Origin of the sequence: Psychrobacter sp. AntiMn-1, assembly GCF_001854065.1 — a bacterium.
GTDB lineage: Bacteria > Pseudomonadota > Gammaproteobacteria > Pseudomonadales > Moraxellaceae > Psychrobacter > Psychrobacter pacificensis.
In genome coordinates this window covers 2,258,758-2,271,548 of the sequence record NZ_CP012969.1, presented here as the reverse complement: position 1 = coordinate 2,271,548, position 12,791 = coordinate 2,258,758, and the positions used below count along the sequence as shown (strand labels likewise).

At 46.8% G+C, this 12,791-nt stretch carries 11 protein-coding genes; 9 read left to right on the top strand and 2 right to left on the bottom strand.

Annotated features, from left to right (window positions below; all coding sequences use genetic code 11):
• Positions 1–82: 82 nt before the first annotated feature.
• Together AOT82_RS09700 and AOT82_RS09695 are read right to left on the bottom strand one after the other, a co-directional pair.
• Positions 83–916 (bottom strand): NRDE family protein, encoded by an 834-nt coding sequence (locus AOT82_RS09700; RefSeq protein WP_071002822.1) that lies wholly within the window; start codon positions 914–916, stop codon positions 83–85.
• A gap of 90 nt (positions 917–1,006) precedes the next feature.
• Positions 1,007–2,662: a DUF4139 domain-containing protein gene (locus AOT82_RS09695; RefSeq protein WP_083328919.1), complete on the bottom strand. Its 1,656-nt coding sequence runs from the start codon at positions 2,660–2,662 to the stop codon at positions 1,007–1,009.
• A 388-nt stretch (positions 2,663–3,050) separates the two neighbouring features.
• On the opposite strand from AOT82_RS09695, the gene urtA reads away from it, so the two are divergent.
• The 9 genes from urtA (at position 3,051) to AOT82_RS09650 (ending at position 12,724) form a co-directional block, all read left to right on the top strand.
• On the top strand, positions 3,051–4,403 hold the full coding sequence (urtA, locus tag AOT82_RS09690; RefSeq protein ID WP_071002821.1) for an urea ABC transporter substrate-binding protein: 1,353 nt from the start codon (positions 3,051–3,053) through the stop codon (positions 4,401–4,403).
• 447 nt (positions 4,404–4,850) lie between these two features.
• Positions 4,851–6,446, top strand: coding sequence for an urea ABC transporter permease subunit UrtB (gene urtB / locus AOT82_RS09685; protein WP_156771011.1), 1,596 nt, complete (start codon positions 4,851–4,853; stop codon positions 6,444–6,446).
• A gap of 10 nt (positions 6,447–6,456) precedes the next feature.
• Positions 6,457–7,527: an urea ABC transporter permease subunit UrtC gene (urtC, locus tag AOT82_RS09680; RefSeq protein WP_071002819.1), complete on the top strand. Its 1,071-nt coding sequence runs from the start codon at positions 6,457–6,459 to the stop codon at positions 7,525–7,527.
• Between the two features lie 35 nt (positions 7,528–7,562).
• The gene (gene urtD, locus AOT82_RS09675; RefSeq protein WP_071003742.1) at positions 7,563–8,372 is read left to right on the top strand and encodes an urea ABC transporter ATP-binding protein UrtD; all 810 of its coding nucleotides are present in this window, start codon (positions 7,563–7,565) and stop codon (positions 8,370–8,372) included.
• Positions 8,373–8,505: 133 nt separating this feature from the next.
• Positions 8,506–9,204: an urea ABC transporter ATP-binding subunit UrtE gene (gene urtE / locus AOT82_RS09670; RefSeq protein WP_071002818.1), complete on the top strand. Its 699-nt coding sequence runs from the start codon at positions 8,506–8,508 to the stop codon at positions 9,202–9,204.
• A gap of 304 nt (positions 9,205–9,508) precedes the next feature.
• Positions 9,509–10,393, top strand: coding sequence for a prolipoprotein diacylglyceryl transferase (lgt, locus tag AOT82_RS09665; protein WP_071002817.1), 885 nt, complete (start codon positions 9,509–9,511; stop codon positions 10,391–10,393).
• 11 nt (positions 10,394–10,404) lie between these two features.
• On the top strand, positions 10,405–11,154 hold the full coding sequence (locus AOT82_RS09660) for a DUF2971 domain-containing protein (RefSeq protein ID WP_071002816.1): 750 nt from the start codon (positions 10,405–10,407) through the stop codon (positions 11,152–11,154).
• A gap of 38 nt (positions 11,155–11,192) precedes the next feature.
• Entirely contained in the window at positions 11,193–12,053 is an 861-nt protein-coding gene (locus tag AOT82_RS09655; protein WP_071002815.1) for a thymidylate synthase, read from the top strand.
• Between the two features lie 80 nt (positions 12,054–12,133).
• Positions 12,134–12,724 carry a dihydrofolate reductase gene (locus AOT82_RS09650; protein WP_071002814.1) on the top strand — a complete coding sequence of 197 codons (591 nt, stop codon included), beginning with the start codon at positions 12,134–12,136 and terminating at the stop codon, positions 12,722–12,724.
• Positions 12,725–12,791 lie beyond the last annotated feature (67 nt).

The window sequence follows — 12,791 nt, the reverse complement described above, 5'->3', positions numbered from 1 at the left end:
TTTTGTGTGAATGGTTTTAATAATGATGTATAGGTTCTCGTGAAATCAGTAGAAGTTATCACTGACATTGAATAATAAGTTTTTACTCACTAGCCACTGAATGTGGATACTCTCGACTGACAATGTGAGCGGTGATCTCTGAATCTACCCCGCCATTTTTGCTCAAGGTCAAAATACTCTGGGTTCGTGTTCCATAAGTAGGCTTGCTGATGTCAGCATTGCCAAAGCTCACAGGCTCAATATAGACAGAGGATAAGGTCTGTTCAAGCTCAGTGCTCATCCCTGTATCTGGCAACTGATCATCCGGTGCCTTGGTATTATCTGACAGCACATTGAATGCAGCTGCTTGCCAGTAGCTAGCCGCGCTGTCCTCGGCAATTAGCGGTAGCACTTCTTGGCGTAAACGCCCACGCAACCGCTCGGTCTTAAACCAGCTGTCCTCTGGCTGACCGTTTGAAATCTCATGTAATCCTGCATGTAGCGGCGTGGGGGCATGACCGCGGTTATTAACAATGACTGCTTGCCTAGCGTCACCAATAATCAGATTGAAACCCGCATAAGCTTGTAATTCAATCTGCCGTGCAAACGCCATCGGACTGAGCGTACCGGTCAAAAAACGCGTGACCAATTCACCACGAGAACGCTCATTAATACCTGCCTGCACGCCATCACGAAAGTTCAATACGGCGGCCCAGCGTCCATTTTGTTCATAATATTCCGAACTTTGCGTTTGTAACGCTTGCTGATGGATACCCAACCACGTACCGCCACTTTGCTTATCACGCCCTGCATAGATATCCTGATCGGCCCATTGGTGCAGAGGCTCCGTCGGACGCTGCAAAAACTCATCGCGATTGGACAAGAGTACTAATGGCAGCTCGTCAAATAACTGCCAAGCAATGGCGACAATACACATAATATTCCTTTGATAAACGTTTATGGGGCGCGAGATTTTTGGTAAAAATAAACATCATCGCTTAAAACTGATTTGCTGAGCAAGTATCATTTATCGATCACCACTCAATATCTTATTGGCAGGGTAACTGATTTGCGAGGTTGAGCGTATCGCCTGTGACTGTTTACTCGGCACGTTAAACTCCCACGCTACCATGCCTTGATTGTCATTCCAATTACGCTCGGTGACAGGCGGCGTGTGGGTAACGTCGACTTTAAGACTGTCATCACGGCTGATAGGCTCGCTCCCCAACACTTGCAGGCGCACAGGGCGGTTATGCTGATTGGTAAATTCATAGGCTTGGGTCGTTGTTAGAGTTTGGGTGCGGTTGAGCACGCCTTTTTCCCCTTGCTTGTCTTCATTGATTAGCGCTTTGACCATCATGCTTGGATCACGACCAAAACCAATCCCCTGCTCTTTTAGCATTTGATAGTTATAGCGCGATTGTCCAACATAGTTGTCATCACGGTACAGCTGTAGTGAGCCATCTACCCACTCTGGCGTCAGGAACGGCGCTGATGCGTACCAATAGGCGGCCGTCTCAACGCTCGGGGTACTACGAACCCACAGCTTACTGCTGCCAGACTGCTCGCCAATGACAGTACGTACTCGCCTGCCACCACTGGGTATCGTCACTCGCTGCGGCAAGCGATATTCAATAATACCGTTTTTATTTTGGCTACTGACCGTAAAGTTCGGCAGTGGTGCCATATTTGGTGCTCTAGAATCGTCGCTATAACCTTCTCTGGCAGATACTACGACAGGCGTGTTATCCGACATAGGTATTGCATACTCAACATTTTGGTTTTCTTCATAAAGTGATAGGCGCGGCACATGAGGCAGTCGTCCTGTCGCGCGCTGGTTGGGGTTGGCTGTACTGAGAGTGACAGGAACGTTGGTCCAATTCTCGCCCGTTTGTTGGGCGATAATCGCAGAAGCGGTGATATTTAGGTGCTCGCTATTGGTGTTGAGACGCGCCTGATACGTAGGCTCCCAGCCTGCGCCTTGTACTTGATAATGCAATTTAATGCTACTTGGCGCGCGACTGGCAGTGCGTACACTCACTTGGGTCACATTACTCGCCGTTGACGTGACACTGCTTGCCATCATCTGATTCAGTGTATCTTGGGCGCTTGCTTGTCGCCGCTCCATCTCAATAATACTTTGGTTAATACGGGTCGCCTGCGCCTCTATATCGCGTGCGTTACTAGCAATCGTACTCGCCGTGTTGACTTGCGTGGCCTTAGTCAAATTTTGCAAATAGGCTTTTGCTAAGCGCGCCGCTTCTAATTCCGCATTAATACTAGCTAAAGTATTTTGCTGTGTTTGTACCTCGGCATCGCCTTGATATTGGCACTGGATTGCTTGCTCTCCTGTTAACTCTTCAATGCTGATTTCACCAATATTGACACCACCTATTGCCTGCACGCTGAGACTGTCTTTATCCATATAAGGTGATAGGCACGAAAATACCACGGTTTGCTCACCGCTACCAGTAATGGGCAATGAGCGTGTCACACTCGCCAGCCCTTGATAGACAGTCACTTGCTCGATACTACTCGTTGCCGCTTGGGCGACGGGTAAGCCTAATACCGTACTGCCACCAAGCACAAGTGGCAAAACCATAAGGCGCGATCGTTGCGAGCGCCGTGATGAGGTGCGAGCATGAGCCGTTAGGCCAGACCACTGTGTTCGGTATGCGTTCATATATCTTTCCTTGGGGGTGTGATTAATCATGGCGTCAGCGTAATCTGTTCATGAGATACGTATGTGAAATAATGTCTATTCTATAGGCATTACCGTAGCCGTTTTGCCAGTCTTTGGCAATAAATGCTTTTGTTCGTTGTGCTATTTTGATAATAACGGCTCTTTTTTTGCTACCAGTCTGTCAATTGCACCAATTTTTTATCTCCTTCCCCGTTATGGTGCGCTCTATTAACAATCGTGCACTAAATTAACGAAAATCATAGAAAATATTTAATTATTGCTCAAATATTATACGATTATTGGCATTTTTGACTTGGCACGGAACTTGAACGCTTAATAACTGTTCAGGAGCCATACTTTATCTTTTGTGTCTATTTAGGAGATGTCCATGTTTTCGTTACCCACTTTAGCCAATCCTCAGTTTGTTAATGCTCACCTACATGGCAAAATCAAATCACGTTTTTCATTATTAGCGATTGCCGTCGTTGGTAGCCTGAGTCTAGCTGGCTGTCAAAAGCCTGCCGAAACTGCGACATCGACAGAGACAACAACCGAAACCACGACAGAAACAACAACCACTCCTGCCGCTGATGGCGACACGATCAAAGTAGGCATCTTGCACTCGCTATCTGGCACCATGGCCATTTCTGAAACTTCCCTAAAAGATACCGCACTGATGACCATTGACGAAATCAATGCCAATGGCGGTGTGCTCGGTAAGCAGCTAGAGCCTGTCGTTGTTGACCCTGCCTCTGACTGGCCCTTGTTTGCCGAAAAAGCGCGTCAGCTGCTTACTCAAGACAAAGTCGATGTGATTTTTGGTGGTTGGACCTCGGTCTCGCGCAAGTCTGTCTTGCCCGTGGTTGAAGAGCTGAACGGCTTGATGTTTTATCCCGTGCAGTATGAAGGACAAGAGCAATCAGAAAACATCTTTTATACTGGCGCGGCGCCCAACCAGCAGGCCATTCCAGCAGTTGAGTATTTGATGAGTGAAGAAGGCGGCGGTGCAGAGCGCTTTGTATTATTGGGTACCGATTACGTCTATCCACGAACTACCAACCAGATTCTAAAGGCATTTTTGAAATCAAAAGGCGTGGCTGATGAAGACATCATGGAAGAGTACACGCCATTTGGTTTTAGCAACTATCAAACCATCGTCTCGAATATTAAAAAATTCTCAACAGGCAAAAAGACGGCGGTGATCTCTACCATCAATGGCGACTCAAACGTGCCATTCTATCGTGAGCTTGCCAACCAAGGTATCAAAGCCTCGGATATTCCCGTCATGGCATTCTCAGTTGGCGAAGAAGAGCTGCGCGGTATCGATACCAGCTTGCTACAAGGACACTTGGCGGCATGGAATTACTTTATGTCGATCAAAAATCCCGTCAATAACGATTTTACCAAACGCTATAAGCAGTACGCCTTGGACAAAAACCTACCGAATGCCGATAAGGTTGTGACCAACGATCCTATGGAAGCCACTTATGTGGGTATCAATATGTGGAAACAAGCCGTGGAAGATGCTGGCACCACCGATGTTGATAAAGTCCGTATTAGCATGGCTGGACAGACATTCGATGCGCCCTCTGGCTACACCCTCAAGATGGATGAAGAAAACCATCACTTATGGAAGCCTGTCATGATTGGTCAAATTCGCGCCGATGGTCAGTTTGATACGATTTTTAAAACGCCAGAGGTCATCCGAGCGCAGCCATGGAGCGAGTATATCCCGAAATAAATGGCTCCCTCAATAAATAGGTGCTGAAAAGCGCATGGTGGTAGCAAGTATGAATAGTCGACCAATATACTATATCAATGAACGAGCCAACGCCTACCCGCTATCTTGAAGTTCAGCACTTATTCTCAAAATTTTAAGTACCTCCAAACCTTATCACGGCTTCTATGACTTACTGCGTTAAGTAATAGAGGACAAGGATTTGTTGTCTGTAAAAACAGGGAGCCGCACATGCAGCACCATACTTTACGCCCATTGTTGGGGCAGATATTATCCAAAAGCAACAATGATCAGCAAGCATTAGCAAAGACATACGCGTCTAGTATCTCAATGGTTGTGCCGCGACGGCTGCTGGTATTAATCGCCTTACTGTTAGCGGCCTTCACCACCATCGTTCATGCAGATGACGGTGCTCAATCGGCAAATATCGCCACTGTGACCTCAGAGTCGATGACCGATGGTAGTGACACGCTGCGCACCAATAATGAGCAGTCATTGACTACCCCGACACAGCCTACGACGGCAGTATCAGGCGATGCTATTCAACAATTTGTGGCGGGCGATTTTAGTCAGCGCCAAGCCATGCTAAGTGCTTGGCCAGGATCGGTTGAGAGTTTGGACAATCTAGTCGAGTTGATTGCTAATGATGAGCTGTATCAAGGCAACCGTGGGCAAACGTATTTGCTCAATGCAGAGGATCAGCTCTTCACATATCCCGACAAAACCGAAACGTCTGATTGGCCAAGCGATTTGTCCCAAGTCACCTTGACCAATACCTTACGCTCGGCGCTTATCTTTGGACAGGCCAAGGTAAAGCTCGAATCTGACAAGCCAGCACAGCGCTTGCAGGCTGTGGAGATTTTGGCAGATAACATTGACCAAGTCGATCCAGCCATTATCACAGCCGCTGCCGCAAATGAGGACAATGCCAACGTTCAAAAAGCACTAACGGCGTTACAGGCTCGTATTGATTTCAAAAATGGCGATTTACCCACTCAGATTGAGGCTGTGAACCTACTCGCTGATAGCGATAATCCGCAGGTATTGGTTGATCTTGAATCTGCCCTTGCATCTGACAACTTGGATCCGACGCTTGAGGCGGCGCTCAGTGATGCCAGAGATAGCGTGGCACGCCGTATTGAGATAAGCACATGGACAGGTCATATTTTCACTGGCATGAGTACCGCCAGCATTTTATTGCTCGCGGCACTTGGCCTTGCGATTACTTTTGGTTTGCTTGGCGTGATTAATATGGCGCATGGTGAGCTGATTATGATTGGCGCGTATACCACTTATGTGGTGCAAAACTTATTTCAAGCTTATCTGCCAGATATGGTTGGCTGGTATTTGCTTGCGGCGGTTCCCGCTGCATTTTTGGTCAGTGCCATCATCGGTATGATTATTGAGCGCATTGTGATTCGTCCGCTATATGGTCGTGAACTAGAGACCCTATTGGCAACCTTTGGTGTGAGTCTAATCTTAATGCAATTGGTGCGGATGATTTTTGGCGCGCAAAACGTTGAAGTCAGCAATGTGGCGTGGCTCAGCGGTGCCTATCAAGTGTCATCAAGTTTGGTACTGCCTTACAACCGTATTGCCATCATCGTGTTTACCGTCATTGTCGTGGCGCTACTGGTGTACTTGCTCAATAAGACTCGCTTCGGATTATTTATACGCGCCGTCACTCAAAACCGTCAAATGGCACGTGCCGTTGGTATCCCTTCTGCGCGCATCGATATGATGGCATTTGGTTTGGGCTCTGGACTGGCTGGCATGGCTGGTTGCGCGCTTGCTCAAGTGGGCAACGTGGGTCCTGATCTGGGTCAGACGTATATTATCGATACCTTTTTGGTCGTCGTCGTTGGCGGGGTCGGACAAGTATGGGGCGCGGTTTTGGCCGCCTTGGGATTGGGTGTCAGTGGCACGGTGCTTGAGATTGGCATTGGCGCGGTTTTGGCCAAGATTGTGTTGTTGGTTCTTGTGATTCTGTTCATTCAGAAGCGGCCACAAGGTTTATTTGCGCTCAAAGGCCGCTTTGTCGAATAAGGAGACTCTTATGATACTGACCAAATTACTGTCTGATACAAGGCGTAGCGCCATTTTAATCGGTTTGTGCTTTGCCGTGCTATTGATACTCCCTTGGCTACACTTAATGCCAGAGACGTCACCCTTTCACCTATCCGCCTACTGGATTACCCTGATTGGCAAAATCATGGCATTGGCAATGGTGGCCTTGGCACTAGATCTGGTCTGGGGCTACGCTGGTATTTTGAGCTTGGGGCATGGTTTATATTTTGCACTGGGTGGTTATGCGTTTGGCATGTACTTAACGCGTGAGACTGCTGGCGATGGCCTGCCTGATTTTATGCGCTTTTTGAGCTGGACTGAGATGCCATGGTATTGGGCCGGCACGCAGCATTTTTGGTGGGCGATGGCATTGGTGGTTTTGGTGCCAGGTGTGATTGCCTTTATCTTTGGTTTTTTTGCTTTCCGCTCAAAAATCAAAGGTGTTTATTTTTCTATCATCACTCAGGCCATGGTCTATGCCGCCGCCCTGCTATTCTTCCGTAACGAAACAGGATTTGGTGGCAATAACGGCTTCACGGGCTTTACTACCCTCTTAGGTTATGACATTACTGCTGCCTCAACCCGTTCTATGCTGTGTTTTGTTACCGCCTTGGCATTACTCCTCTCTTACATGGGTCTGCGTTATTTAATGAACCAGCCTTATGGACGCGTATTGGGTGCGATTCGCGATAGCGAAAACCGCTTACAGTATTTAGGCTATCGCACGCTGTGGTACAAGCTCTCCGCTTGGGTATTGTCCGCCGTCATTGCTGGTATCGCAGGTGCGCTCTATGTGCCGCAAGTCGGTATTATCAATCCAAGTGAGATGAACCCTGTGAACTCAATCGAGATGGCCGTTTGGGTAGCCACTGGTGGTCGAGGCAGCTTGGTAGGTGCGATTTTGGGAACAGGTGTGGTGAATGCAGTAAAAACCTATTTTACGGTTGCCTATCCTGAGTTTTGGCTATTGATATTGGGCGGGCTGTTCGTTGTAGTCACCTTATTTTTGCCCAATGGCATCATGGGCTTGTTCGATCGCTTCAAAAAGGAGAAACAGTAATGCTAACTGATAAATCAACACCATCTGAGCAGTCAATCCATGAGTATGGGCGTACTCATGGTGGTACGGGTCGCAGCCACCCAAAGCCAGCAGGCGTCGATTTTAGCCATGGCATTGCGCTATATCTAGAAGAGGTGAGCGTTTGGTTTGACTCGTTTCGCGCACTCAACAATCTGTCGCTCTATATTGAGGAAGGCGAGCTACGCTGTATCATCGGCCCCAATGGTGCGGGTAAAACCACCCTGATGGATGTCATCACTGGTAAAACCCGCCCTACCGAAGGCAGTGTGTTTTTTGGTCAAACGCATAATCTTGCCAGCCTATCTACCGAAGAAATCGCTGAAGCGGGTATCGGGCGTAAGTTTCAAAAACCCACCGTGTTCGAAAATTTTACGGTAATGGATAATTTGCTACTTGCTGCGCCAAAAGACAAGCGCGTGGTCAAAAGCTTATTCAACAAACTCGATGCCGATACGCGCGATACCCTCAATTCGACCCTTGAGCAAATCCGCTTGACGGACAAAATCAATAAGCCAGCAGGCTTACTCTCTCATGGTCAAAAGCAATGGCTAGAGATCGGTATGCTGTTGATGCAAAGCCCCAAGCTCATTCTGCTCGATGAGCCTGTGGCTGGTATGACGGACGCCGAAACTGAGCATACTGCCGAGCTGTGCCTGCGCCTCAAACAGAACCATACCTTAGTGGTGGTCGAGCATGACATGACTTTTATTGATGCGATTAGTGAAAAAGTCACGGTATTGGCACAAGGGGCGATATTGGCCGAAGGTACCTTGGCGGAAGTGCAAGCCAATGAAGCGGTGATTGAGTCCTATCTGGGTCGATAGTTGGACAATGATTCAATACATCATTAGCCCATAAACCGCGAAACTATGCAAATACCAAGCTATACAAATGCCAAGCTATGCAAATGCGAAACCCTGCAAATATTAAAAATCATTGAAAGATTAGGAGACCGTCATGTTACAAGTCAATGGTATCAATCAATATTACGGCGGCAGTCATATTTTACGAGATGTCTCGTTTACAGCGCCTGTAGGCGCGTGCAGTGTGGTACTTGGACGTAATGGCGTGGGCAAAACCACCTTACTCAAATGCCTGATGGGGATATTACCGATCAAATCAGGACAAATTTTGCTCAATGACCAAGACATCAGCAAACTCTCCCCCGAGCAGCGCGTGCGAGCAGGTTTGGCTTATGTGCCGCAAGGACGTGATATCTTTTCGACACTAACGGTAGAAGAAAATATCTTAATTGGTATGGCAAAGTTTTCACGCGCTAAAGCCAAGCAAGTACCCAAGCATTTATATGATATTTTCCCAGTGCTTGATGAGATGAAACATCGCCGCGGTGGTGATTTGTCTGGCGGTCAGCAGCAGCAGCTTGCCATTGCTCGTGCGCTCGCCTCCGAGCCGACTGTCCTTATTTTGGATGAGCCAACCGAAGGTATTCAGCCGTCTATTATTAAAGATATCGGCCGTGTGCTTCGCGACTTGGCTGACAAAGGGGACATGGCGATTGTACTGGTTGAGCAGTTTTATGAGTTTGCCGAAGAGCTTGCTGACAATTACACCGTGCTCTCGCGTGGCAAGGTCATCTCTCAAGGTGCAGGCGATACGATGGTCGACAACAAGGTACAAGATTTGGTCGCCATTTGATGACTCTTTCTCATACTTAGATAGTCATGCTCGCTCTTTGCCACTGATAATTGTGTCTCTATCTTACGCTGTGCATCATAAGAAACTCTTTATGATCGGTCTAAACCGCTCGCATCACGCCTATAACCCATATCTGCGGCAGTGTATTCATCATATCTCATTACTACCTACCCAAAAACAGGGCATCAAATCAATGCCCTAAATCATCAATACCGCGTGCTTGCCTTGATAGCAATTGTGTATGACCAGCGCTTGAAATTTGCTATTATAGTCAGCACTTTATTATCGATATTATGACACTCTTATGATGATTCATCCTCAGTACGATCCTGTCGCCTTGGCACTTGGGCCCGTCCAAGTCCACTGGTATGGCCTCATGTATTTATTGGCGTTTGCTGCCGCTTACGGTCTGGCATGGTATCGCAGCACCAAGCGTGAGGGCTGGACAACAGATATGGTCTCAGATCTTGTGTTCTTTGGCGCACTGGGTGTCATCTTAGGTGGCCGTGTCGGTTACGTGTTGTTTTATCAATTTGGCGAGTTGCTACAAAACCCAGCCTACCTCTTCAAGGTTTGGGAAGGCGGCATGTCATTCCATGGTGGCCTGATTGGTGTCATGCTGGGGATGCTGTACTTTGCTCGCAAATATAAAAAGACTCCGTTTCAAGTGCTCGATTTTATCGTGCCTTGCGTCCCGACAGGCTTGTTATTTGGTCGCATCGGTAACTATATCAATGGCGAGTTATGGGGCCGTGTCTCTGATGGTGGCTATAACTGGCTCACCTACTTTCCCCAAGCGGCTGGCTTTGATATGCAGCAGCTACAAGCCAATCCTGCGCTACAAGAGGTGATGACCGAGGTCAATGGTCAGTATTTATTGCCTCGTCATCCGTCACAGCTGTATGAAGCCTTTGCCGAAGGTCTGCTGTTATTTTTATTCCTTTGGTGGTACTCATCAAAACCTCGTCCGCGCATGGCAGTGACTGGTGTCTTTATGCTCGGCTATGGCTTGAGCCGCTTTATCATTGAGTTCTTCCGTCAGCCAGACGTTGACCAAGGGTTTATTTTGTTAGGTTGGGTGACCAAAGGGCAAATATTGAGCACGCCGATGATTATTATTGGTCTGTTTTTAATCGGTTACGCTTACAAGCGTGGCATCTACGATTGGGGTAAGCATGCCGCTTATTAAGGTGTCAAGCAATGATTGAACCCATAGAACATTATGCTGTGTTAACACGATACATGCCTTTTATTAAGCTAGTTTCTATGTTGGAAGAAGGCTTCTTTATTCCTAAAGCGAATCTTTTCAGTGACAAATGGGAAGGCGGTTTACACTTATTTAATGGTAAAGAAGATCCGTTTTTAACCAAAGAAGAACTTAAAACTGCCAAAGATTGGATTTACGTAAGTTGCTGGTATGCAAATGAACCAGAGACACACGCCATGTGGAACTCTTACGGAAACTCAGATAACGCTGTAGCAATACAGACAACACAATATGATTTCAAAGCCGCTTATCATGGCTCAAAAATAGATCCAATGTGTTCTTATGTTGGTAAAGTTAAATATCATATGCCAGCGAGCGCCCCAGAGCTTTATGACAATCAAAGTATTCGACCTTGGCTTGGAAACAATAATAATGATTCGAAAGATCCAAAAACTACGTATCCTCGTTTCTATTTATTTCACAAGCATCATGCTTTTTCTTTTGAAAAAGAAGCAAGATTTTTATTGATTGACAATGATGCTACAGTGGCAAAAAGCAATGACAAGCTTGGCATTCATCTTTCGGCTAAGCATAGTAGAGAAATGATTAAGAAAATTATATTACATCCTAACTGTTCGGACTGGTTCGAAAATACCATTCGTAAGCTTGTTAAAGACACATACAAACTAGATATTCCAATTTACAAATCATCGTTAGTTGGTCATAAAAGCCTATCTAACTGAACGTTAAAACCTTTTAAATATTATTGAAGTTAAAAAATATGATGAATAGCAACAACGAGCAAGCGTATCTTGATTTGCTGCGCCACGTCTTAGACAACGGTACTGAAAAAGGCGATCGCACGGGTACGGGTACGCTGAGTCATTTTGGCGCGCAGCTGCGTTTTGACTTAGTGGCAGGTTTTCCATTATTGACGACCAAAAAAGTCCACTTTAAGTCCATTGCTTATGAGCTACTATGGTTTTTGAGTGGCAGCACCCATGTTCAATATTTGCAGGACCATGGCGTGCGTATCTGGAATGAGTGGGCGACAGCGGAGCAAACCGCACGTTTCAATCGTCCTGAAGGTGAGCTGGGCCCTGTCTACGGTCATCAATGGCGTAACTATGGTGCAAGTAAAGACGCGGACGGCAGCTACAACGATGATGGTGTCGATCAAATCGCACAGGTCGTTGAGCAAATCAAGACCAACCCCAACTCGCGCCGCTTGATTGTATCAGGCTGGAATCCAGGAGAGGCAGAGCAAGTGGCACTACCCCCGTGTCATACACTGTTTCAGTTTTTTGTGGCGGATGGTAAGCTCTCTTGCCAGCTGTATCAACGTTCGGCTGATCTTTTCCTAGGTGTGCCCTTTAACATTGCCAGTTATGCGTTATTGACACATATGGTCGCGCAAGTGTGTGATCTGGAGGTTAGTGAGTTTGTTTGGACAGGTGGTGATTGCCACATTTACCAAAACCACCGCGAGCAGGCTGAGCTACAACTGACACGTTCGCTATATACACCGCCAACATTGACGCTGAACCCAGAGGTGAAAGATATTTTTGCCTTTGAATACGACGATATTAGCGTCAATAACTATGAGTCTCATCCGACCATCAAAGCCAAAGTCGCCGTTTAAAATACGTCTTGTGCACGACAATAAATAAGACTGTGATTTAAAAATATAGACGTTTAAAAATATAATAGAAAGGACCCATTATGAGCTATGCCCACACTGAAGTTGCCCAAATCGCCGCCATAAGTAGCAATCGCTGTATCGGTAAAAACAACGAGCTACCGTGGCATATCTCACAAGACCTGCAGCACTTCAAAAAAATGACCACACGTGACTCGCAAAATACGGCCTCTAGTAGCGATATTCAGGGCATCGTCATTATGGGTCGTAAGACGTTTGAATCCATGGGTAGCAAGCCTTTACCAAAGCGTGTGTGCTTTATCATCTCTACCCAAATGGACTATGCAGAACAGCAAGGACTGGTCGGACATGAATACGCGCATGTGGTGCATAATTTAGATGATGCGCTCACTCATGCCGCAAGTTTGGCACATGGGCTACATCTGGAGACGATCTGGGTGATTGGCGGTGAGCGCGTCTTTAGCGAAGCACTGATGTATACCGACCGCATTGAGCTGACCCACGTAGATACTGATATTACGGATGGCGATGCGTTCTATCCTGAGCTACCAGATCGCTTCAAAGTAGCAGAAGAATCTGAGCAAATGCACGATGAAAAAAGTGATTTGAGCTTTAAATTTGTGACTTATAAGGTAGAGAAGACTGACCAATAGTATTTGATTGACTCAAAAAAGGGCTGCCGCAGATAAATTAAATTATCTGCGGCAGCCCTTTTTTTGG

What these genes read in the sequence shown, in the direction of transcription:
- AOT82_RS09700 (WP_071002822.1), bottom strand. Translation starts at nt 916, where the DNA reads ATGTGTATTGTCGCCATTGCTTGGCAGTTATTTGACGAGCTGCCATTA.
- AOT82_RS09695 (WP_083328919.1), bottom strand. Translation starts at nt 2,662, where the DNA reads ATGAACGCATACCGAACACAGTGGTCTGGCCTAACGGCTCATGCTCGC.
- urtA (WP_071002821.1), top strand. Translation starts at nt 3,051, where the DNA reads ATGTTTTCGTTACCCACTTTAGCCAATCCTCAGTTTGTTAATGCTCAC.
- urtB (WP_156771011.1), top strand. Translation starts at nt 4,851, where the DNA reads ATGACCGATGGTAGTGACACGCTGCGCACCAATAATGAGCAGTCATTG.
- urtC (WP_071002819.1), top strand. Translation starts at nt 6,457, where the DNA reads ATGATACTGACCAAATTACTGTCTGATACAAGGCGTAGCGCCATTTTA.
- urtE (WP_071002818.1), top strand. Translation starts at nt 8,506, where the DNA reads ATGTTACAAGTCAATGGTATCAATCAATATTACGGCGGCAGTCATATT.
- lgt (WP_071002817.1), top strand. Translation starts at nt 9,509, where the DNA reads ATGATGATTCATCCTCAGTACGATCCTGTCGCCTTGGCACTTGGGCCC.
- AOT82_RS09660 (WP_071002816.1), top strand. Translation starts at nt 10,405, where the DNA reads ATGATTGAACCCATAGAACATTATGCTGTGTTAACACGATACATGCCT.
- AOT82_RS09655 (WP_071002815.1), top strand. Translation starts at nt 11,193, where the DNA reads ATGATGAATAGCAACAACGAGCAAGCGTATCTTGATTTGCTGCGCCAC.
- AOT82_RS09650 (WP_071002814.1), top strand. Translation starts at nt 12,134, where the DNA reads ATGAGCTATGCCCACACTGAAGTTGCCCAAATCGCCGCCATAAGTAGC.